This is a genomic window from Klebsiella sp. NPDC088457 (genome assembly GCF_044900465.1).
Lineage (GTDB): Bacteria > Pseudomonadota > Gammaproteobacteria > Enterobacterales > Enterobacteriaceae > Klebsiella.
Genome location: NZ_JBJDNH010000009.1, coordinates 1 through 21,667 on the forward strand (window position 1 = coordinate 1; position 21,667 = coordinate 21,667).

Sequence of the window (21,667 nt, forward strand, 5' to 3'; positions counted from 1 at the left end):
CTGACCCCATGCCGAACTCAGAAGTGAAACGCCGTAGCGCCGATGGTAGTGTGGGGTCTCCCCATGTGAGAGTAGGGAACTGCCAGGCATCAAATCAGTAAGAAGCCCATCCTCGCGGATGGGCTTTTTGCGTTTTAAGCCAATGGAAATCTGACCGTTCCCGCACAGTCGCATTCAGGCAAGCCTTCCCCTTGGGCTATTCATCTTCATCGATATAGAGTTGCCTGAGCGCGCTCATATTCACGATTAAAATCTTGCCGTATTTTGCCTCGATCCATCCCAACTTTTCCCATGCAACCAGACGCTTATTAATGGTCTGACGGGTGGTATTGATAATGGTTGCCAGGTCGTCCTGGGTTAAGTAAAGGTTGATTAATACGCCTTTCTCATGCCATTCGCCATAGCCTTCCGACAGGCTCACCAGACGTTTCGCCAGACGGGCTGAGACGGATAAAAGCGCGCTATCATGGAGCATCGTGAAGGCGTTGCGCACCACTTTACACAGCAGTAGTGCCAGAAAATGGTGGAGGATGGGATAGTGCTGCAAAAGCGACTCCACGTCGCGCGGTTTCAGCGTCAGCAGTATTGTTTTGCCAAACGCTCTGGCATCGTGGGTACGGACTGATTTGTCAATCATACCGATTTCACCAAACCAGTTGCCGGGCGAAAGATAGCGAAAAATACACTCTTTGCCATCGGCTGAGACGGAGCTGACTTTGACGGATCCGGTAATGACCGCATACAGCGCCTGTGATTCATCTCCCCGATAGTGGATCACCTCACCGTTTTCATACTGATAAAAGCTGGCACGGGACAACATCTGCCCACTAAGATAATCAGGTAGCGCCCGGAACCAGCTACTGGTCAGCAGGATAGCCTGGATCTCATCCTGCTGAAGATTCCATTCATGTGACTCCTGTGCTACGGCCAATATCTTAACCATCGTTGTTGCTGTCCTGATGTTGATTATTGTCGCAGCACTGTATCATTTCCGATTAATCAGAGTGACGGAGATATGTCGCCTCACCGGATTTCATGGCGTGTGCCGGGGAGGGTATCGTCTGCGCTTTATCAATCCCAAACCGTCGTAATGCCAGAATCATCAGGCTACCTGCTGCCGTGACCAGCGCGAGGAAATAGAGCCCTGCCTGCGGTGAGCTGAAGGAATGCTCTGCCCAGACGCGTAGATTTGGGGCGACGAAGCCTCCTAAATTGCCCATTGAATTAATGAGGGCGATCCCCGAAGCCGCGGCTGCTCCGCCCAGGTACGATGAGGGAAATGTCCAGTAAAGTGGCTGCATAGCAAGGTGTCCCGCAGCCGCAACGCATAGGGCGACAATCGCGATGAGCGGTATACTCTCAGCGAAACCCGATAACGCGATCCCCACGGCTCCGCACATGAAAGTGACAGCTGCAACGTAGCGGCGTTCCTGCAGTTTTTCGGCGATCCGTGGCACGTAATACACCGCAATGGCGGCACACAACGGTGGGATCGCGGTGACAAAGCCAACCAGCAGACCGACTTTCGTGCCCATCAGAGTGGCGATCTGGGTTGGCAGGAAGAAATAGATCCCGTAACCGCAAACCTGGACGGTGAACCAGATCAGGCATAGGTAGAGCACGCGTACATCCAGTAGGGCCTGCCATACGCCTTTTGGACCATGGGCCAGTTTCATCTGCTCTTCATGATTAAGCGTCTGGCTTAGCGCCGCTTTCTCTTGCTGCGTTAACCACCTGGCGTCGTCAGGACGATCGTCCAGATAGAAAAAGACCCAAATCCCGACGGCTGAGGCCAACAAACCTTCGACGACGAACATCAACTGCCAGCCATGCAGGCCGAATGCCAGCGTCGTACCTTCCAGAGAAAGCAGTGAGCCGGAAAGCGGGCCGCCGATGATAAAGGCCAGCGGTGCGCCAAACAGAAAATAGCCGGTAACACGTGCGCGGATCTGTTGCGGGAACCAGAAAGTCAGATAGAGAATGACGCCGGGAAAGAACCCTGCTTCACTCACCCCCAGCAGAAAACGTAAGAAGATAAACATCGTTTCGGTATGTGCAAACATCATTGCCGCAGAGACCAGACCCCAGGTGATCATGATCCTCGCCAGCCACACTCGGGCGCCAATGCGGTAAAGCAGAATATTACTTGGGACTTCAAAAAGGGCATAACCGATAAAAAAGATGCCGGCGCCAAAGGCGTAGGCTGCATCGCTTAGCCCTGTGTCCAGCTGGAATTCTTGTTTTGCAAAACCGATATTTGAACGATCCAGATAGGCCAGAATAAACATCAGCGTGACCATCGGGATGATCCGTCGTATGGATTTACGTATTGCCTGTGATAAATCAAGATCGGTAGGGGCGGGCATAGTTCACCTCTTGGTATTTGTCATTATTTTTTGTCGTTCAGACGATGTACCGGTAAGGGTTATCTGACGCTGAAACGATCAAGGGCTTCTCGCCGCAGCGTGGTGCCTGCGCCTGGCGCCGTGGGGAGAGAATAGAACCCCTCTTTCACTTCTACCGGATCGACGAAACACTCCAGCGTCCAGGGGATGAATTCCAGCAGCGAGCAGGCCGGGTGCGCCATGACCAGATGCAACTGAGCTTGCATCATGTCACCGTGATGCGGTGTCACCGGCAGATTAAATGCCAGCCCGAGGTCGGCAATTTCCCAGACTGCCGTCAGCCCACCGCAGCGCGTGGCATCTGGTTGTAGGTAATCGACGGCCCCAGCGAGTACAAACTCTTTAAAAGAATCAAAATGATAAAGTAGTTCTCCCAGGGCGATAGGCGTGCTGATATGCCTGGCCAGCGCGCGGTGACTGGATACATCGTCATGCCACATCGGCTCTTCAAACCAGGTAATGTCAAAATCAGCCAGCCGTGAACCATACTGTTTGGCAGTGCTGATATCCCATCTGGCGTTCGCATCCACCATCAGATTGACGTCATCGCCGATCGCTTTTCTGACGGCTTCAATCCGCCTGAGGTCTTCTCGCGGGTCTGGTTTGCCGATTTTCATTTTGATGGCATTAAAGCCCTCTTCAAAAATCATCTTCTTACAGTCATCGACCAACTCGGCGGTCTCTCTGACTAACCAGCCACAATCGGTGTTATAGGCGGAAACGCGAGTGTGCTGTGAGCCGCCAAAAATTTTCCACAGCGGCTGTTCAACCATCTTGGCTTTCAGATCCCACAGCGCAATATCAATGGCGGAGAGCGCCATCTGCATCAATCCTCCGCGTCCTACCCAGATATTGGTTGAACTACGGGATAATTTACGGTGCAGGTAACGAACTTCATTGGCATCTTCTCCGAGTAGCATCGGGCCGAAAACATCGCTGATAATGGTGGTGAGCAATCTGTCGGTAGCGATATCAGCATGGGTACCCGTATAACCGTAACCGACCAGACCATTGTCCGTCTCAATCATGACGCCGGGCATGCCCCAGTGTGTAATGCGGTGTGTAGAATCGCCGATGATATTTTTGGTTACCGGCACGTGCATAATAAATGTCGTCAGTTTGGTGATTTTCATGCTTGCTTCCTGTCGCTGTAAGACCTGATGGATTGCCGCAATGTAGCAATGGTCTTTCGGGAAGGCTGTCAAACGGTTTACACATCACCGGCGGCTGGCGAGATTAATTAAAATATTTGATACGGATCGCGAATTGCTCACATCCTCCTGGCGGGGATGGGGAAGGCCGTTCTGATGGATAGCCTTTTTATCTTTTTTATTCTTGTGCTAAGCAGTAACGGATAGACCCAGATCGGGCCGTCAACCCTATAACGTCTCGCCACGTTAAACCGAATGGGGTTGAAACTTTTTCACCTTCTACGTGCAGACTCGACATTTTATTTATTCCTGGTTATTGTTAGCTATCTGGATGTCTAAACGTTTATACGTATGCTATGAGGTAATAAAGTTATGCCGATTCGGGTGCAGGACGAGCTGCCAGCCGTCAATTTCTTGCGTAATGAAAACGTCTTTGTGATGACCACTACGCGCGCAACAACCCAGGAAATTCGTCCGCTGAAGGTACTCATCCTCAACCTGATGCCGAAAAAAATCGAGACGGAAAACCAGTTCCTGCGTCTGCTATCGAACTCTCCGCTGCAGCTTGATATCCAGCTTCTGCGTATCGATGCGCGTGAATCCCGCAATACGCCCAGCGAGCATCTGAATAACTTCTACTGTAATTTCGAGGATATCTGCGATCAGAACTTTGACGGACTGATCGTGACCGGCGCGCCGCTGGGTCTGGTGGAGTTTAACGATGTGGCCTACTGGCCGCAGATCAAGCAGGTGCTGGAGTGGGCAAAAGATCACGTCACCTCAACGCTTTTTGTCTGTTGGGCGGTACAGGCCGCGCTCAATATTCTGTACGGTATTCCTAAGCAGACCCGCGCTGAAAAAATCTCTGGCGTTTATGAACACCACATTCTGCATCCTCATGCTCTGCTGACCCGCGGTTTTGACGATTCCTTCCTCGCGCCGCATTCACGCTATGCTGATTTCCCGGCCGCGTTAATTCGTGACTATACCGATTTAGAAATCCTCGCGGAAACGGAAGAGGGCGATGCCTATCTGTTTGCCAGCAAAGACAAACGTATTGCGTTCGTTACTGGTCACCCGGAATACGATGCAAATACCCTGGCCAGTGAATTTTTCCGCGATGTGGAAGCCGGTTTGAGTCCGGAAATTCCGTACAATTATTTCCCGCACAACGATCCGCAAAACAAACCGCGTGCCACCTGGCGCAGCCACGGAAATTTGCTGTTTGCGAACTGGCTTAACTATTACGTCTACCAGATCACGCCATACGATCTGCGGAATATGAATCCGACTTTGGATTAATCCTCCAGATAACGCGATCCTAAAGCGTTTCAGCATTTTGCCTCTGGCACCTTCGGGTGCCTTTTTTGTTTCCGAAATTCAGTTCACGTTTGATATTAACTTTAATTTTAATGTTATCAATATGTTGAATTGATATTAAATTAAAAATGGAAATTGTTTTTGATTTTGAAAATTTATTGAGTAGTCTTAATTGTGTTGAGCGAAAACCAGACAACGATCGTTCATCCGCGCCAACTGGATCAACCAATAGGAGCTACACCATGACGCAACAGGCGACAATCACTGACGAACTGGCCTTTACCCGGCCCTATGGCGAGCAGGAAAAACAGATTTTAACGCCCGAGGCGGTGGAATTCCTGACGGAACTGGTGAGCCGCTTTACGCCTGAGCGCAATAAACTGCTGGCGGCGCGTATCCAGCAACAGCAGGCCATTGATGACGGAAAGCTCCCTGATTTTATTTCGGAAACGGATTCCATAAGAAATGGTGACTGGACGATCCGCGGTATTCCGGCCGATTTGCAGGATCGCCGGGTCGAAATTACCGGCCCCGTTGAGCGCAAAATGGTGATTAACGCCCTCAATGCCAATGTGAAAGTGTTTATGGCGGATTTTGAGGATTCGCTGGCGCCGGACTGGGACAAGGTGATCGATGGCCAGATTAACCTGCGCGATGCGGTTAACGGCACCATCAGCTACACCAATGAGGCCGGTAAAATTTACCAGCTGAAGCCCAACCCCGCGGTGCTGGTGTGTCGCGTGCGCGGCCTGCATCTGCCGGAAAAACATGTGACGTGGCGCGGGGAGGCGATTCCCGGCAGCCTGTTCGATTTCGCGCTCTATTTCTTCCACAACTATCAAAACCTGCTGGCGAAAGGCAGCGGCCCCTATTTCTATCTGCCGAAAACCCAGGCCTGGCAGGAAGCGGCGTGGTGGAGCGAAGTCTTTAGCTACACCGAAGATCGGTTTGCGCTGCCGCGCGGCACGATCAAAGCCACGCTGCTGATTGAGACGCTGCCGGCCGTATTCCAGATGGATGAAATCCTGCATGCGCTGCGTGACCATATCGTCGGCCTGAACTGCGGGCGCTGGGACTACATTTTCAGCTACATCAAAACGTTAAAGAACCACGGCGATCGTGTTTTACCCGATCGTCAGGTGGTGACCATGGATAAACCTTTCCTCAGCGCCTACTCACGGCTGCTGATTAAGACCTGCCATAAACGCGGCGCGTTTGCGATGGGCGGCATGGCGGCATTTATCCCCAGTAAAGACGCCGATCGCAATCGTCAGGTTCTCGCCAAAGTTACCGCGGATAAAGAGCTGGAAGCGAACAATGGCCACGACGGTACCTGGATTGCCCACCCCGGCCTGGCTGACACCGCAATGGCGGTCTTCAATCGGGTGCTTGGCGAACATGCCAACCAGCTGTTCGTCAGCCGGGAAGAGGATGCGCCGATCGCCGCCGACCAGCTGCTGGCGCCCTGCGCGGGCGAACGCACGGAAGCGGGGATGCGCGCCAACATCCGCGTCGCGGTGCAGTACATCGAAGCCTGGATCTCCGGCAACGGCTGCGTACCGATTTATGGCCTGATGGAAGATGCGGCCACCGCCGAGATTTCACGTACCTCTATCTGGCAATGGATTCATCATCAGAAAACGCTCAGTGACGGTACGCCGGTCACCAGGGCGCTATTCCGCCAGTGGCTGGCGGAGGAGCTGATGGTGATTCAGGACGAGCTGGGCGAACACCGCTATAGCAGCGGGCGTTTCGACGATGCCGCGCTCCTGATGGAACAGATCACCACCTCAGACGAACTGATTGATTTCTTAACGTTGCCTGGCTACCGCCTGCTGGCGTAATTCATCCACTCGTTACCCTATGGAGCATCTGCATATGAAAACCCGTACTCAACAAATTGAAGAATTAAACAAAGAGTGGACGCAGCCACGTTGGGAAGGTATTACCCGTCCATACAGCGCTGAGGATGTGGTGAAATTACGCGGTTCGGTCAATCCGGAATGCACGCTGGCGCAGCTTGGCGCGGCCAAAATGTGGCGACTGCTGCACGGCGAAGCAAAAAAAGGCTACATCAACAGCCTCGGCGCGCTGACCGGCGGGCAGGCATTGCAGCAGGCGAAGGCCGGGATTGAGGCGATTTATCTCTCGGGCTGGCAGGTCGCGGCGGACGCGAACCTTGCTTCGAGCATGTACCCGGATCAATCGCTGTACCCGGCCAACTCGGTACCGGCGGTGGTCGATCGGATCAACAACACTTTCCGGCGCGCGGATCAGATCCAGTGGGCGGCGGGAATTGAGCCGGGCGATCCGCGCTATACCGACTATTTTCTGCCGATCGTTGCCGATGCCGAAGCCGGTTTTGGCGGCGTTCTCAACGCCTTCGAGCTGATGAAATCGATGATCGAAGCCGGTGCAGCGGCAGTTCATTTTGAAGATCAGCTGGCTTCGGTGAAGAAATGCGGCCATATGGGCGGCAAAGTACTGGTACCGACGCAGGAAGCGATCCAGAAACTGGTAGCCGCGCGCCTGGCGGCGGATGTGATGGGCGTGCCAACGCTGGTTATTGCGCGAACGGATGCCGATGCGGCGGATTTGATCACCTCCGACTGCGATCCCTACGATCGTGAGTTTATCTCCGGCGATCGCACCAGCGAAGGCTTTTTCCGTACCCATGCCGGGATCGAGCAGGCGATCAGCCGCGGCCTGGCCTATGCGCCGTACGCCGATCTGGTGTGGTGTGAAACATCAAAACCGGATCTTGAGCAGGCGCGCCGCTTTGCCGACGCCATTCACGCGCGCTTCCCGGGCAAGCTGCTGGCCTATAACTGTTCGCCATCGTTCAACTGGAAGAAGAATCTCGATGACCGCACCATCGCCAGATTCCAGCAGGCGCTGTCTGATATGGGCTACAAGTATCAGTTCATTACCCTGGCGGGCATTCACAGCATGTGGTTCAACATGTTCGACCTGGCCCACGCCTATGCGCAGGGTGAAGGGATGAAGCACTATGTTGAGAAAGTACAGCAGCCGGAATTTGCCGCCGCCGGGCAAGGGTACACCTTCGTCTCTCACCAGCAGGAGGTGGGCACCGGCTACTTCGACAAGGTGACGACGATTATCCAGGGCGGCGCGTCCTCGGTGACGGCGTTAACCGGTTCAACGGAAGAAGAGCAGTTCTGATGTTTCCCCCTCTCCCTTGCCGGGAGAGGGCCGGGGTGAGGGGGAAGGTATGACGCGTGGCCTGGAATTATTGATTGCCCAGACGATTTTGCAGGGTTTTGACGCCCAGTACGGGCGTTTTCTCGAAGTCACTTCAGGCGCGCAGCAGCGCTTTGAACAGGCCGACTGGCATGCCGTGCAGCAGGCCATGAAGCAGCGTATTCATCTCTACGATCATCATGTTGGCCTGGTAGTGGAGCAGCTGCGCTGCATCACCGAAGGGAAAAGCACCGACGTTGATTTTTTGCTGCGGGTGAAGGAGCACTACACTCATCTGTTGCCGGATTATCCGCGCTTCGAAATTGCGGAGAGCTTTTTCAATTCCGTCTATTGCCGGTTATTTGACCACCGCTCGCTGACACCCGAGCGGCTGTTTATTTTCAGTTCGCAGCCGGCGCGCAGCTTCCGCTCTATTCCCCGGCCGCTGGCGAAAAATTTTTTCCCCGAGCGCGGCTGGGAGACGTTATTAAGCAAAGTGTTATCCGATTTACCTCTGCGCCTGGCGTGGCAAAACAAGGCGCGCGATATTGCTTACATCAGCGCCAGCCTGCAGGAAGCGCTGGGTAGCGAGATGCTCTCCCGGTCCCATCTGCAGATCGCGAACGAACTCTTTTATCGTAATAAAGCCGCCTGGCTGGTGGGTAAACTGGTGACGCCGGTAGCGACCCTGCCATTTTTGCTACCTATCCATCGCACCGACGATGGCGAGCTGTTTGTTGATGCCTGCCTGACCACCCATGCCGAAGCGAGCATCGTCTTTGGCTTCGCTCGTTCCTATTTTATGGTGTACGCCCCGCTGCCCGGCGCGCTGGTAGAATGGCTGCGCGAGATCCTGCCTGGTAAAACTACCGCTGAACTGTATATGGCCATTGGCTGCCAGAAGCATGCCAAGACCGAAAGCTATCGCGAATACCTGCACTATATTGCCGGCAGTGACGAACAGTTTATTGAAGCGCCGGGCATCCGCGGGATGGTGATGCTGGTCTTTACCCTCCCTGGCTTTGACCGGGTCTTTAAGGTCATCAAAGACCGTTTCGCGCCGCAAAAAGAGATGAGCGCCGCCCACGTCCGCGCCTGCTATCAGCTGGTAAAAGAGCACGATCGCGTCGGGCGGATGGCCGATACCCAGGAGTTTGAAAACTTCGTGCTGGATAAACGGCAAATCTCTACGCCGCTGATGGCGTTATTACAGGCGGAAGCGGGGGCGAAAATCACCGATCTTGGCGATCGTATCGCCATCAGCCATCTTTATATCGAGCGGCGAATGGTGCCGCTTAATCTCTGGCTGGAACAGGTGGAGGGCCAGGCCCTGCGCGATGCGGTGGAGGAGTACGGGAATGCGATTCGCCAGCTTGCCGCCGCCAATATCTTCCCCGGCGATATGCTGTTTAAGAACTTCGGCGTGACCCGCCATGGCCGGGTGGTATTCTACGACTACGATGAAATTTGCTACATGACGGAAGTGAATTTCCGCGAGATCCCGGCGGCGCGCTACCCGGAAGATGAGCTGGCGAGCGAACCGTGGTACAGCGTAGCGCCAGGAGATGTCTTCCCGGAAGAGTTTCGCCACTGGCTGTGCGCTGACCCACGGATCGGACCGCTGCTCGAAGAGATGCATGCCGACCTGCTGCGTGCGGACTACTGGCGGGAGCTACAGACGCGAATTCGCAGCGGTCATGTGGAAGATGTCTATGCCTACCGCCGCCGCCAGCGCTTTTGCGTGCGCTACGGCGAACGACAGCAGGCCGGATAAGCTGCGGCTAGCGCGCGGCCATGACCTCAATGACCGCGAACTCTTCAAAGACCAGCTCCATATCGGCTGACCAGCTGCCTTCCCGCTCAAAGAATGAGCGATGAGCCTGCTGCCAGTATGACAGGCTAAGATCGCCTTCCCCTTCCAGCGCGGCAAGTTCGGCGCTCATTTCATGAAAGCGGACAATCCGCAGCGCCAGGGTACGTATCACGCAGGCCGCTTCGCCCGCGCCGTTAAGCACGATATGCATGGCGCCGGGGGTCACCGGCCGTTCATTGGCCTGATAGCTGGCGAAAGAGCAGCAGGTGGCCCGTTTTTTCCCGGCGATAACTCGTGCGACCAGTTCATCGGCCATTTCTGGCGAATCGCCAAATGACCAGCAGAAAGCCTGCGGGTACTTTGCCTGCCAGAACGCGAGCGGCTTGCCCATGTCAGTGTCCTTTTTGTTAACGTCTGCCGCCGTAGGCCAGCGTCACCTCTTTCGCCGCTTTAATGGCCAGGGCGCCCAGCTCGGTGACGCGATCGTCAGTCATCCGGGAAATGGGGCCGGAGATCGAGATGGCGGCAAATGGTTCGCCGTGCTCGTCGTAAATGCAGGACGCAACGCAGCGCAGGCCGAGGGCATGCTCTTCATCGTCAAAGGAGTAGCCGCGCTTGCGCGTCTGGGCCAGGTCCTCTTTCAGATGTAGCGGGGAGACCAGCGTGGCGTGGGTATAGGCGTGCAGGCCTTTACGGTGCAGCAGGCTGGTCACCTGCTCTTCACTGAGCTGTGAAAGAAACGCTTTTCCCGCCCCGGAGGCATGCATCGGCAGTTTGCCGCCAATCGGCGCGGACATGCGCATCAGCTGGGTACACTGCACCTGGTCGATAATAATCGCCTGGTGGTCGCTCTGATCCAGTACCGCCAGGTTAACCGTTTCGCCGGAGTCTTCCATCAGCCGGCGCAGGATGGGGTGGACGATAGCCAGCAGGTTGCGGCTTTGCAGAAAGCTGCTGCCGACCACAAAGGCGTGAGCGCCCACGGACCAATGCCCCAGTTCGCCGACCTGGTGCACGAAGCCCAGCTGTTGCATGGTGGTCAGCAGGCGATGGGTGGTGGAGTTGGGCAGACCAGCCTGTTGGGCCAGTTCGGTCAATGCCACGCTGCCGTGAGATTCGGCAATCCATTCGAGTAATTTTAACCCACGGGTGAGTGACTGAACCTGGCCGCCAGCCTGAGGCGCTGCGGGAGTCGCGGGTTTTCTGCCGCGTTTAGCGGGAACGGGGGTAGCCATCGCAGATTCCTTTTTTCTGTATCGTGGAAATAGTTTTCGTTTTATTTGACCGATTTGCAATCACAACCCGACTGATCGGAGGAGTGAAGCTGAACATGTCTCATATTGTCCGCCGTTCTCTTTCCCGCCACTGTGCTTTATGCCAGTATGGTTCGTTGAGTTTTTCGGTCTGGTTGAGCGTTGTCGGGAGCGAGTGTGAGCAGCAAAGTTGAACAACTGCATCAGCAGTTAAAAAAACGTATTTTGGTTCTGGATGGGGGCATGGGCACCATGATCCAGGGCTATCGTCTGAGTGAGCAGGACTTCCGCGGCGTGCGCTTTGCCGACTGGCCCTGCGATCTGAAAGGCAATAACGACCTGCTGGTGCTCAGTAAGCCGGAAGTGATTACCGCCATCCATGACGCCTACTTTGAGGCGGGGGCGGATATCATTGAAACCAACACCTTTAACTCGACGACGATCGCGATGGCGGATTACCAGATGGAATCCCTGTCGGCGGAAATCAACTTTGCCGCAGCAAAGCTGGCGCGCGCCTGCGCCGATGAGTGGACCGCCCGGACGCCGGAAAAACCGCGCTATGTGGCGGGCGTCCTCGGCCCGACCAACCGCACGGCCTCCATCTCCCCGGATGTCAACGATCCGGCCTACCGCAACATTACCTTCGATGGTCTGGTGGAAGCCTACCGCGAGTCCACTAGAGCGCTGGTGGAAGGGGGCGTCGACCTGATTCTGATTGAGACGGTGTTCGATACCCTCAACGCCAAAGCGGCGATCTTTGCCGTGAAAGAGGAGTTTGAAGCGCTGGGCGTGGAACTGCCGATCATGATTTCCGGCACCATCACCGATGCCTCCGGGCGTACGCTCTCCGGGCAAACCACCGAAGCATTTTATAACTCGCTGCGCCATGCCGATGCGCTGACCTTCGGCCTGAACTGCGCCCTTGGGCCAGACGAGCTGCGTCAGTACGTGCAGGAGCTGTCGCGGATTGCCGAATGCTACGTGACCGCGCACCCCAATGCCGGGTTGCCCAACGCCTTTGGCGAATACGATCTGGACGCCGATACCATGGCGGCGCAGATTCGCGAGTGGGCGGAGTCAGGCTTCCTCAACATCGTCGGCGGCTGCTGCGGCACCACGCCGGAACATATCGCAGCAATGAGCCGCGCGGTGGAAGGGCTTGCGCCACGCCGACTTCCCGAAATTCCTGTGGCCTGCCGTCTGGCCGGGCTTGAGCCGCTGAATATCGGTGACGACAGCCTGTTTGTGAACGTCGGCGAGCGGACCAACGTGACCGGCTCAGCGAAGTTCAAGCGCCTGATTAAAGAAGAAAAGTATAACGAAGCGTTGGACGTCGCCCGCCAGCAGGTGGAAAGCGGCGCGCAGATTATTGATATCAATATGGATGAGGGGATGCTCGACGCGGAAGCGGCGATGGTGCGTTTCCTCAACCTGATTGCCGGCGAGCCCGACATTGCCCGGGTGCCGATTATGATCGACTCCTCAAAATGGGATGTCATCGAAAAGGGGCTGAAATGCATCCAGGGTAAAGGCATCGTCAACTCTATCTCGATGAAAGAGGGCGTCGAGGCCTTTGTCGAGCATGCGAAGAAGGTGCGCCGTTACGGCGCCGCCGTGGTGGTCATGGCCTTTGACGAAGTGGGGCAGGCCGATACCCGCCAGCGTAAAATTGAAATTTGCCGCCGGGCGTACAAGATTCTGACCGAAGAGGTGGGCTTCCCGCCGGAAGATATTATTTTTGACCCCAATATCTTCGCCGTCGCCACCGGTATTGAAGAGCACAACAACTATGCTCAGGACTTTATCGGCGCCTGTGAAGACATAAAACGCGAGCTGCCGCACGCGCTGATTTCCGGCGGCGTCTCCAACGTTTCCTTCTCATTCCGCGGTAACGATCCGGTCCGCGAGGCGATTCACGCCGTCTTCCTGTACTACGCCATTCGTAACGGCATGGATATGGGGATTGTTAACGCCGGTCAGCTGGCCATTTATGACGATCTGCCAGCCGAGCTGCGCGATGCCGTCGAAGACGTGATCCTCAACCGTCACGATGAGGGGACCGAGCGTCTGCTGGAGCTGGCGGAAAAATATCGCGGCAGTAAAACGGACGACTCCGCCAACGCTCAGCAGGCGGAATGGCGCAGCTGGGACGTGAAAAAACGTCTTGAATACTCGCTGGTGAAAGGCATTACCGAGTTTATCGAGCTGGATACCGAAGAGGCGCGCCAGCAGGCCGCCCGGCCGATTGAAGTTATCGAAGGCCCGCTGATGGACGGCATGAACGTGGTTGGCGATCTGTTCGGCGAGGGCAAAATGTTCCTGCCGCAGGTGGTCAAATCGGCCCGCGTGATGAAGCAGGCGGTGGCCTATCTGGAACCGTATATTGAAGCCAGCAAGGAAAAGGGCTCCAGCAACGGCAAGATGGTAATTGCGACCGTTAAAGGCGATGTGCACGATATCGGCAAAAATATCGTCGGCGTGGTGCTGCAGTGTAATAACTACGAAATCATCGATCTGGGCGTGATGGTCCCGGCGGATAAGATCCTCAAAACCGCCCGCGAAGTGAATGCCGACCTGATTGGTCTTTCCGGGCTGATTACGCCGTCGCTGGACGAAATGGTGAACGTGGCGAAAGAGATGGAGCGCCAGGGCTTTACTATTCCGCTGCTGATTGGCGGCGCGACCACCTCGAAAGCCCATACGGCGGTCAAAATCGAGCAGAACTACAGCGGCCCGACGGTTTACGTGCAGAACGCCTCGCGCACCGTGGGCGTGGTCTCGGCGTTACTCTCCGCGACGCAGCACGACGATTTTGTCGCGCGCACCCGTAAAGAGTACGAAACCGTGCGCATCCAGCATGGACGCAAGAAGCCGCGTACGCCGCCGGTCACATTACAGGCCGCCCGCGAGAACGATCTGGCCTTTGACTGGGCAAGCTATACGCCGCCGGTCGCTCACCGCCTGGGGGTGCAGAGCGTTGAAGCCAGCATCGAAACCCTGCGTAACTATATCGACTGGACGCCGTTCTTTATGACCTGGTCGCTGGCCGGGAAGTATCCGCGCATTCTGGAAGATGAGGTGGTGGGAGAAGAGGCGCAGCGGTTGTTCAAAGATGCTAACGACATGCTGGATAAACTGAGCGCAGAGAAGACGCTGAATCCGCGCGGCGTGGTGGGACTCTTCCCGGCTAACCGGGTGGGGGATGATATTGAAATCTATCGCGATGAAACCCGTACCCATGTGCTGACGGTCAGCCATCATCTGCGTCAGCAGACCGAGAAAGTCGGCTTCGCCAACTACTGCCTCGCCGATTTCGTGGCGCCGAAGCTCAGCGGCAAAGCCGACTATCTCGGCGCTTTTGCGGTCACCGGCGGGCTGGAGGAAGACGCGCTGGCGGAGGCGTTTGATGCCCAGCACGATGATTACAACAAGATCATGGTGAAAGCGATTGCCGACCGCCTGGCCGAAGCCTTTGCCGAATATCTCCATGAGCGGGTGCGTAAAGTCTACTGGGGCTATGCGGCGAATGAGAACCTCAGCAACGAGGAACTGATTCGCGAAAACTACCAGGGGATTCGTCCGGCGCCGGGCTATCCGGCCTGCCCGGAGCACACGGAAAAAGCGGTCATCTGGGAGCTGCTGGATGTCGAAGCACATACCGGGATGAAACTCACCGAATCGTTCGCCATGTGGCCGGGCGCTTCGGTTTCCGGCTGGTATTTCAGTCATCCCGACAGCAAGTACTACGCGGTGGCGCAAATACAGCGCGATCAGGTGGAGGATTATGCCCGGCGTAAAGGCATGACCCCCGCCGAGGTGGAGCGCTGGCTGGCGCCCAATCTGGGGTACGACGCGGACTAAATCGCGGCCTGTCACAAATCTGTCATCTTAACTTACAACTTCGCGGGCGCTCTGTGGGCGCCCTGTCTCTTTATTGCTGCTAAACCCTTATACTGGGGTATTGATTCAGGACGATCTGCTCTGACTGAGATTGCCCCGGACTATGTAGCCCGGCTAAGCGCAGCGCCGCCGGGGGAATCCTGGACGGGGTTATCGGCATTTATCCGTCGGGTAATAAGGAGAACAACAATCCGTGTTAACTCTGCTGCATCTGCTTTCTGCTGTCGCCCTGCTGGTCTGGGGCACCCATATCGTTCGTACCGGCGTCATGCGCGTGTTTGGCGCGCGTCTGCGCGCCGTCCTCAGTAGTAGCGTTGAGAAAAAACCGCTCGCGTTCTGCGCCGGTATAGGCGTCACCGCGCTGGTCCAGAGCAGTAATGCCACCACCATGCTGGTGACGTCGTTTGTCGCCCAGGATTTGGTGGCGCTGACGCCGGCGCTGGTGATAGTGCTCGGCGCCGACGTCGGTACCGCGCTGATGGCGCGGGTACTGACCTTCGACCTGTCGTGGCTGTCGCCGCTGCTGATTTTTATCGGGGTGATTTTTTTCCTCGGCCGCAAACAGACGCGGGCCGGCCAGCTGGGGCGGGTAGGGATCGGGCTGGGGCTGATTTTACTCGCCCTGGAACTGATCGTGCAGGCGGTCCACCCCATCACCCAGGCCAACGGCGTTCAGGTGATTTTCGCCTCGTTGACCGGCGATATTATGCTGGATGCGTTGATTGGCGCCATGTTCGCCATCATCAGCTACTCCAGCCTGGCGGCGGTGCTGCTCACCGCCACGCTGACGTCAACCGGGGTCATTTCGTTCCCGGTCGCGCTGTGTCTGGTCATTGGCGCCAACCTCGGCTCGGGGATCCTCGCGATGATCAACAACGGTGCCGCCAACGCGTCCGCCCGTCGTGTCGCGCTGGGCAGCCTGCTGTTCAAGCTGGTGGGCAGCCTGATTATTTTGCCGTTTGTGCACGTGCTGGCGAACGCGATGCACCGGATGCCGTTACCGGAATCGGAGCTGGTGATTTACTTCCACGTCTTCTACAACCTGATTCGCTGCGTGGCGATGGTCCCCTTTGCCGAACCGATGGCCAGGCTCTGCAAACGTCTGATTCGCGAAGATCCAGAGCTGGACCTCCATCTTAAGCCTAAGCATCTGGACACGTCGGCGCTGGATACCCCCGCGTTGGCGTTAGCGAATGCCGCGCGCGAAACGTTGCGTATCGGCGATGCCATGGAGCAGATGCTGAACGGTCTGCGCAAGGTGATGCACGGTGAGCCGCGGGAGGAGAAAGAGCTGCGCCGGCTGGCGGACGACATCAACGTGCTCTATACCGCGATCAAGCTGTATCTGGCGCGGATGCCGAAAGATGAGCTGGCGGAAGAGGAATCCCGGCGTTGGGCGGAGATCATCGAAATGGCGCTCAACCTGGAGCAGGCCTCCGATATTGTGGAGAGAATGGGCAGCGAAATCGCCGATAAATCGCTGGCGGCGCGGCGCGCCTTCTCCGTCGAAGGGCTTAAAGAGCTCGATGGGCTATACGATCAGCTGCTTAGCAACCTGCAGCTGGCGATGTCGGTCTTTTTCTCCAGCGACGTGCCGAGCGCCCGCCGTCTGCGTCGTAACAAGCACCGTTTCCGCATTATGAACCGGCGCTACTCGCACGCGCACGTCGATCGTCTGCACCAGCAGAACGTGCAGAGTATTGAGACCAGCTCGCTGCACCTCGGATTACTTGGCGATATGAAGCGCCTGAACTCGCTGTTCTGTTCGGTGGCATATAGCGTGATGGAGCAGCCGGATGAAGATGACGATCGCGATGAATATTAAGGCGCAGGATTTCCCGGGCGCGCGGCCTGACCGGGGCAAGGGTCGATAGCCCGGCGCTGGCTAATGCCGCCCGCCGGGAATCGATCCCTCTGTGGTTAAAAGCGATGCCCGGCTTTCAGGGCCACCGCTTCCTCACCGGCGCGGAATACCAGCGTTGGGTTCGGGCCGCCGAGCGTCGCGTGCCCCTGCGTCACCTGAATCCAGTTGCCTTCCGGCAAACCTATAATCGTCAGCTCCGGCGCCACCGCCAGCAGTTCGCGAATACGCTGTTCACGGGTTTCACCCTGATGTCCTTCCGGCAGGGCGTTGGTAAAGTGCGGGTTGATCTGCAACGGGAACAGGCCCAGCGCAGCAAAACCTTGCGGGTCGACAATCGGCATATCGTTGGTGGTGCGGATGGTCGGACAGGCGAGGTTAGCGCCCGCGCTCCAGCCGATGTACAGGGCGCCACGCTTAACAACATCGACGATCGGCGCCAGCAGCCCGCGCTCGCGGCAGGTTTTCAGCAGCTGAAACGTATTCCCCCCGCCGACAATCACCACTTCGGCCGTCTCAATGGCCGCGACAGGGTCGGCTACGCTGTGGATGCCGGTGACTGAAACGCCAAGCGGAGCGAGCGCCGCGGCGGCTTTCGCCGTGTAGTCATCCCAGGTTTGCGTCACCCCGGCAAAGGGGACAAACACCGCGGAACGGCGCCCATTTAGCTGTCCGGCAATCAGCGGCAGCGCATGTTCCAGCCATGCTTTGCCCGGCAGCGACGAGTTACTCAATAACAGCAGTTCCATCTTTTCTCCAGTTAGCCAGGTTACAGAGTCGGTTGCGGATCCTACCACCGCTTGCCTGCGCGCTTGCTGATATGGCTCACGCTGTTGCAAGGTCGCGGCGTCAGGGAACCTGGCTTATCGCGTGGCGAAGGGGAAGAGTGAGGGGGCGCGGCGAACACCATGTGGGGATTCCGGCAGAGGCTAAACGAAAACGCGCCTTCCCTGGCGCCTCGGTTTATTCCGTACGAGCAAACGCCGCGGCTTCAGTGACCAGCGCCGCATCCGGGCGTACCCCGGTATACAGGGCGAATTGTTCCACCGCCTGCAAGGCGATGACTTCCGCCCCGCTGATGAGGTGTTTTCCCCGCTGCTGCGCCAGGCGAATCAGCGGCGTTTCTGGCGGCAGGGCGACCACGTCGAAGACGATACTGGCCCGATCCACCATCGCCGGGCTGAAGGACAATGTGGCGCTATGCGCCCCGCCCGCCATGCCTAACGGCGTGACGTTGACCAGAACATCCGCCGGGATCCCATCCGGCTGCGGCTGCCACTGAAAGCCATACTGTCTGGCCAGCGCCAGGCCGCTGTCACGATTGCGGGCGGCGATAACCACATCGCGAAAGCCGGCGTCACGAAAGGCGGCGATGACCGCTTTGCCCATACCGCCGCTGCCCTGGATCATCACTTTGCCGGCGCTATCCAGCCGGTGGCTGTCGATCAGGCTCTTCACCGCAATATAGTCGGTGTTGAAACCGGTCAGCCTGCCGTCGTCGTTAACGATGGTATTCACCGAGTCAATCACCCTGGCCGAAGGGTCAATGGCGTCAAGAAAGGGCATGCAGCTCTCTTTAAACGGCATAGATACCGCGCAACCGCGAATACCCAGCGCCCGAACGCCTCTTACCGCGGCGGCGATGTCCTGTGTGGTAAAGGCTTTGTAGAGATAATTGAGCCCCAGTTTCTCATACAGGTAGTTGTGAAAACGGGTGCCGAAGTTACCCGGGCGGCCGGCCAGCGACATACAGAGCTGCGTTTCGCGATTAATCATGGGCAATGTCCGGGGCATGGGCCAGCAGATAGCGCTCCGCTTCCGCGGACCAGATCCCATGGTGGCGCTCCACGATCGCCGCCAGATCCGGGTCGGCGATCTTGCCAAGGGGCGTCAGAGGCAGAGATTTCCCGGTATACACCAGCTTTTTACCACCGCCGACCGCCGGTAAATCGAGAGTCGTTTCCCCCGCCGCATTGAGCCCAAGGATATGGGTGACGACTTTCGCCGTCTGCACTTTTTTCGCCTGCATCAGCGCCACGGCGGCGCGCATGTCATCGGTATTGCCGCCGGAGGTACCCACGTAATGAGTAAAGGCATAGTGGACATCGTAAAAGTTGATTGGGGCGCTGAACTGCTGGTCCTGCGGGCCGGCAAAGAAGTTCAGACAGCCGTCGGGGGCCAGCAGCGAAGAGGCCATGGTAATCAGCTCCTCTTTCGGCACGAAGACGAAAATATCGTCAAAGCCGTGGCCGCCGGTTAGCGCCATCAGCGTCTCGCGTCCGGCATCGTGCCCGTCCAGGTAGTGAATGAGCGTCTGCGGTTCTGACGGATAATGCTGACGGGCATAGCTCAGCTTCGGTTTGTTGGTATCGGTCACCACCAGCAGGGAAGGGTTGACCGGCCCATGCAGGGCGTAGTCGATCGCCAGCAGCCCCATGGGGCCGGTACCGCCGAGGATCAGCGTGCGGCCCTGCGGCCGGATGCCCATGGTGTGGTTGTAGGTACCTTCCTGCAGGTGATAGTTGGCGTTGAATGCGCCAATGACACAGGAGAGCGGTTCAACCAGCGAACCTTCAAACCAGCTCTCGCCCTCCCAGCTAAGCAGGCAATCTTGCTCCATGACTTCGTTGGGGATCACCACGTGGGTGGCTTCGCCGCCGATCCACGGGAAGGAGTAGCCGGGGCAATCAGGGCGATCCGGCAGTTGGAGGTTCGCCTGGATGACGTAGCGCTGCCCGGCATGGAATTTATGCTGCCATTTTTTCCCCACCGCGAGGATTTCACCGCAGAATTCATGGCCGATAATGATCGGATTGACCGCCACATCGTCCGGCACCTTCTTATGATTTTCGCCCTGATTGGCCTCTTTCCAGGAAGAGAGGCACAGACTGTCGGTCACCACGCGGGCGAGGATCTCATCATCCTGCATGGCCGGTAGCTCGAAGGTTTCCAGGCGCAGGTCGCGTTTACCGTAAAGACGTAAAGCCGTTGTTTTCATGTTTACCACCTCATCCCCTTTATCTGTCGGGGTTAGCTTGTTGAAGTCGCCCCGGCAGCGCCGGGGCTGAATAATCAGGACAAGAAGCCCAGCGCATTGCCGATAATCCCTAAGCCGAACAGGGCGAAGATCAGCCAGACCGGGTTAACTTTTTTGTTCAGCAGGCGCACCATCAGCAGCGTCAGGCCCAGGGCCAGCAGGCCGGGGCAGAGCTGATCGAGGATGTTCTGTACGGTCATGGTGACGGTGGCGCCATCGGCGCCCGGCGTTTGCGATACCACCAACGGCACGTTGATGGTGGTCCACCTGGTAACCAGCACGCCCATCACGAACAGGCCCAGAATCGAGGCGCCTTCGGTCAGTTTTTGCAGCAGGTTGCCGCCCATATCGCTGACGATATTGATCCCCTTGCGAAAGCCGAGCTGCAGGCCATACCATTTCATAGCCAGACGCACCGCATTGAAAATAAAGAAGAACAGCAGTGGACCGAGGATGTTGCCGGAGAGCGCCAGCGAAGCGCCGAGGGCCGCGGTGATCGGGCGTAAGGTGCCCCAGACCAGCGGATCGCCGACCCCCGCCAGCGGCCCCATCAGCCCAACTTTGATGCCATTGATTGCCCCATCGTCGATGGCCGCGCCGTTAGCGCGCGCCTCTTCCATCGCCGCCGTCACACCCAGCACCGGTCCGCAGACGGCGGGGGTGGTGTTGAAGAACACCAGATGGCGTTTCAGCGCCGCTACCTGATCCTCTTTCAGCGGATAGAGCCGTTTGATCGCCGGGATCATGTCGTAGCAAAACCCGAGACCGTGGATGCGTTCAAAGTTGAAAGAGGCCTGCTGCAGGTTGGAGCGCAGAAAGATGCTCACCAGGTCGCCTTGCGTCAGTTTTTTCGGTTCCATAATGGGCTCCATCAGTCGTCAAGTTGGTCAAGGGCAGTGGAAGAGGCGGCGGTTGGTTGGGGCTCGGCCTTGCGCCATTGCGGGTTCAGCTGGATGTAGATCAGCGCGATGATGACGCCCACGCCGCCGAAGGCCAGCAGGCTGAAATCGAGGTAGCCTCCTGCGAGAAAACCGAGGAAAAAGAAGGGCATCAGATATTTCACGCCCATCATGCGCAGGACCATGGCGTAACCCACCACCACAATGAACCCTCCGGCGATTTGCAGGCCGCGGGTGACGAATTCCGGGATGGCGTTCAGCATGCTGCTGACCATGTCGGCGCTGACAAACAGCGAGACCACCAGCGCCGGAATAGCGACGCGCAGCGCCTGGACGCCCAGCGCCGAGATGTGCAGCATGTCGATCGTGCGGAAATGCGCCTCTTCCGCAGCCTTATCTGCCGCGTGTTGAAAGACCACGGTGATGGTGCGGGCGAAGACGGTTAACACCTGGCCTGCCGCCGCGACCGGTAGCGCGATGGCGATGCCGGTGGCAATGCTTTGCTGGCCGACAATCACCAGAATGGCTGAAATAATGCTTGCCAGCGCCGAATCTGGCGATTGCGCGGCGCCGACGTTCATCCAGCCGAGCGCGATCAGCTCCAGAGTGCCGCCGAGCATAATCCCGGTTTTTAAATCACCAAGGATTAACCCAATCACGGTACAGGCAATTAATGGACGGTGGGTCTGGAACTCATCCAGTACGCTGCCCATCCCGGCAATACCGGAAAATATAAATATGGCGATGATTTGTAGGGTACTTATTTCCATAATATGTCACCTTGAGGGTATACGAATCCCTGCCTGTTACGGCATTAATAACCGCGT

General features: G+C 57.1%; 15 protein-coding genes, 1 rRNA gene and 1 pseudogene. 7 read left to right on the forward strand and 10 right to left on the reverse strand.

Going from position 1 to position 21,667, the window contains the following annotated elements; genetic code table 11:
• Positions 1 to 88: ribosomal RNA gene (gene rrf / locus ACI2JR_RS07505) — 5S ribosomal RNA — on the forward strand; the annotation flags it as partial.
• 108 nt (positions 89 to 196) lie between these two features.
• On the opposite strand, the gene ACI2JR_RS07510 is transcribed toward rrf, so the two are convergent.
• The 3 genes from ACI2JR_RS07510 to ACI2JR_RS07520 are packed head-to-tail and all read right to left on the reverse strand — an operon-like array spanning position 197 to position 3,538.
• Positions 197 to 943 (reverse strand): Crp/Fnr family transcriptional regulator, encoded by a 747-nt coding sequence (locus ACI2JR_RS07510; protein WP_462478243.1) that lies wholly within the window; start codon positions 941 to 943, stop codon positions 197 to 199.
• 52 nt (positions 944 to 995) lie between these two features.
• A complete protein-coding gene (locus ACI2JR_RS07515) occupies positions 996 to 2,366 on the reverse strand; it encodes an MFS transporter (protein ID WP_462478244.1) in 1,371 nt (456 codons plus the stop codon).
• A gap of 59 nt (positions 2,367 to 2,425) precedes the next feature.
• Complete coding sequence (locus ACI2JR_RS07520) at positions 2,426 to 3,538, reverse strand: mandelate racemase/muconate lactonizing enzyme family protein (protein WP_462478245.1); 1,113 nt, start codon at positions 3,536 to 3,538, stop codon at positions 2,426 to 2,428.
• Between the two features lie 390 nt (positions 3,539 to 3,928).
• Here ACI2JR_RS07520 and metA point away from each other — a divergent pair, with 390 nt between their 5' ends.
• The 4 genes and pseudogenes from metA to aceK all read left to right on the forward strand — a co-directional run bounded on the left by metA (position 3,929) and on the right by aceK (position 9,921).
• A complete protein-coding gene (gene metA, locus ACI2JR_RS07525; RefSeq protein ID WP_132730343.1) occupies positions 3,929 to 4,858 on the forward strand; it encodes a homoserine O-acetyltransferase MetA in 930 nt (309 codons plus the stop codon).
• A 260-nt stretch (positions 4,859 to 5,118) separates the two neighbouring features.
• Complete coding sequence (aceB, locus tag ACI2JR_RS07530; RefSeq protein ID WP_462478246.1) at positions 5,119 to 6,720, forward strand: malate synthase A; 1,602 nt, start codon at positions 5,119 to 5,121, stop codon at positions 6,718 to 6,720.
• 34 nt (positions 6,721 to 6,754) lie between these two features.
• Positions 6,755 to 8,059 (forward strand): isocitrate lyase, encoded by a 1,305-nt coding sequence (aceA, locus tag ACI2JR_RS07535; protein ID WP_462478247.1) that lies wholly within the window; start codon positions 6,755 to 6,757, stop codon positions 8,057 to 8,059.
• Between the two features lie 49 nt (positions 8,060 to 8,108).
• A pseudogene (gene aceK, locus ACI2JR_RS07540) lies at positions 8,109 to 9,921 on the forward strand (bifunctional isocitrate dehydrogenase kinase/phosphatase).
• On the opposite strand, the gene ACI2JR_RS07545 reads toward aceK, so the two are convergent.
• Positions 9,859 to 10,281, reverse strand: a complete 423-nt coding sequence (locus ACI2JR_RS07545; RefSeq protein ID WP_462478248.1) for an ASCH domain-containing protein — start codon at positions 10,279 to 10,281, stop codon at positions 9,859 to 9,861. The pseudogene aceK and the gene ACI2JR_RS07545 overlap by 63 nt on opposite strands.
• Before the next feature lie 16 nt (positions 10,282 to 10,297).
• On the reverse strand, positions 10,298 to 11,125 hold the full coding sequence (iclR, locus tag ACI2JR_RS07550; protein WP_462478249.1) for a glyoxylate bypass operon transcriptional repressor IclR: 828 nt from the start codon (positions 11,123 to 11,125) through the stop codon (positions 10,298 to 10,300).
• Between the two features lie 195 nt (positions 11,126 to 11,320).
• On the opposite strand from iclR, the gene metH reads away from it, so the two are divergent.
• Both metH and ACI2JR_RS07560 read left to right on the forward strand, forming a co-directional pair.
• Positions 11,321 to 15,004: a methionine synthase gene (gene metH, locus ACI2JR_RS07555; protein WP_132730338.1), complete on the forward strand. Its 3,684-nt coding sequence runs from the start codon at positions 11,321 to 11,323 to the stop codon at positions 15,002 to 15,004.
• A 232-nt stretch (positions 15,005 to 15,236) separates the two neighbouring features.
• A complete protein-coding gene (locus ACI2JR_RS07560) occupies positions 15,237 to 16,868 on the forward strand; it encodes a Na/Pi cotransporter family protein (protein WP_132730337.1) in 1,632 nt (543 codons plus the stop codon).
• Between the two features lie 95 nt (positions 16,869 to 16,963).
• Here ACI2JR_RS07560 and pepE read toward each other — a convergent pair whose 3' ends face one another.
• From pepE to ACI2JR_RS07585, 5 genes are all read right to left on the reverse strand, one after another.
• Positions 16,964 to 17,653, reverse strand: a complete 690-nt coding sequence (pepE, locus tag ACI2JR_RS07565; RefSeq protein WP_462478250.1) for a dipeptidase PepE — start codon at positions 17,651 to 17,653, stop codon at positions 16,964 to 16,966.
• A gap of 214 nt (positions 17,654 to 17,867) precedes the next feature.
• Positions 17,868 to 18,680, reverse strand: a complete 813-nt coding sequence (locus ACI2JR_RS07570) for a shikimate 5-dehydrogenase (RefSeq protein ID WP_462478251.1) — start codon at positions 18,678 to 18,680, stop codon at positions 17,868 to 17,870.
• Positions 18,673 to 19,902 carry an L-sorbose 1-phosphate reductase gene (gene sorE / locus ACI2JR_RS07575; RefSeq protein ID WP_462478252.1) on the reverse strand — a complete coding sequence of 410 codons (1,230 nt, stop codon included), beginning with the start codon at positions 19,900 to 19,902 and terminating at the stop codon, positions 18,673 to 18,675. The genes ACI2JR_RS07570 and sorE overlap by 8 nt, the downstream gene beginning before the upstream one ends.
• A 74-nt stretch (positions 19,903 to 19,976) precedes the next feature.
• Positions 19,977 to 20,801 (reverse strand): PTS system mannose/fructose/sorbose family transporter subunit IID, encoded by an 825-nt coding sequence (locus ACI2JR_RS07580; protein WP_132730333.1) that lies wholly within the window; start codon positions 20,799 to 20,801, stop codon positions 19,977 to 19,979.
• 11 nt (positions 20,802 to 20,812) lie between these two features.
• Positions 20,813 to 21,610: a PTS mannose/fructose/sorbose transporter subunit IIC gene (locus tag ACI2JR_RS07585; protein WP_132730332.1), complete on the reverse strand. Its 798-nt coding sequence runs from the start codon at positions 21,608 to 21,610 to the stop codon at positions 20,813 to 20,815.
• Positions 21,611 to 21,667: the final 57 nt, after the last annotated feature.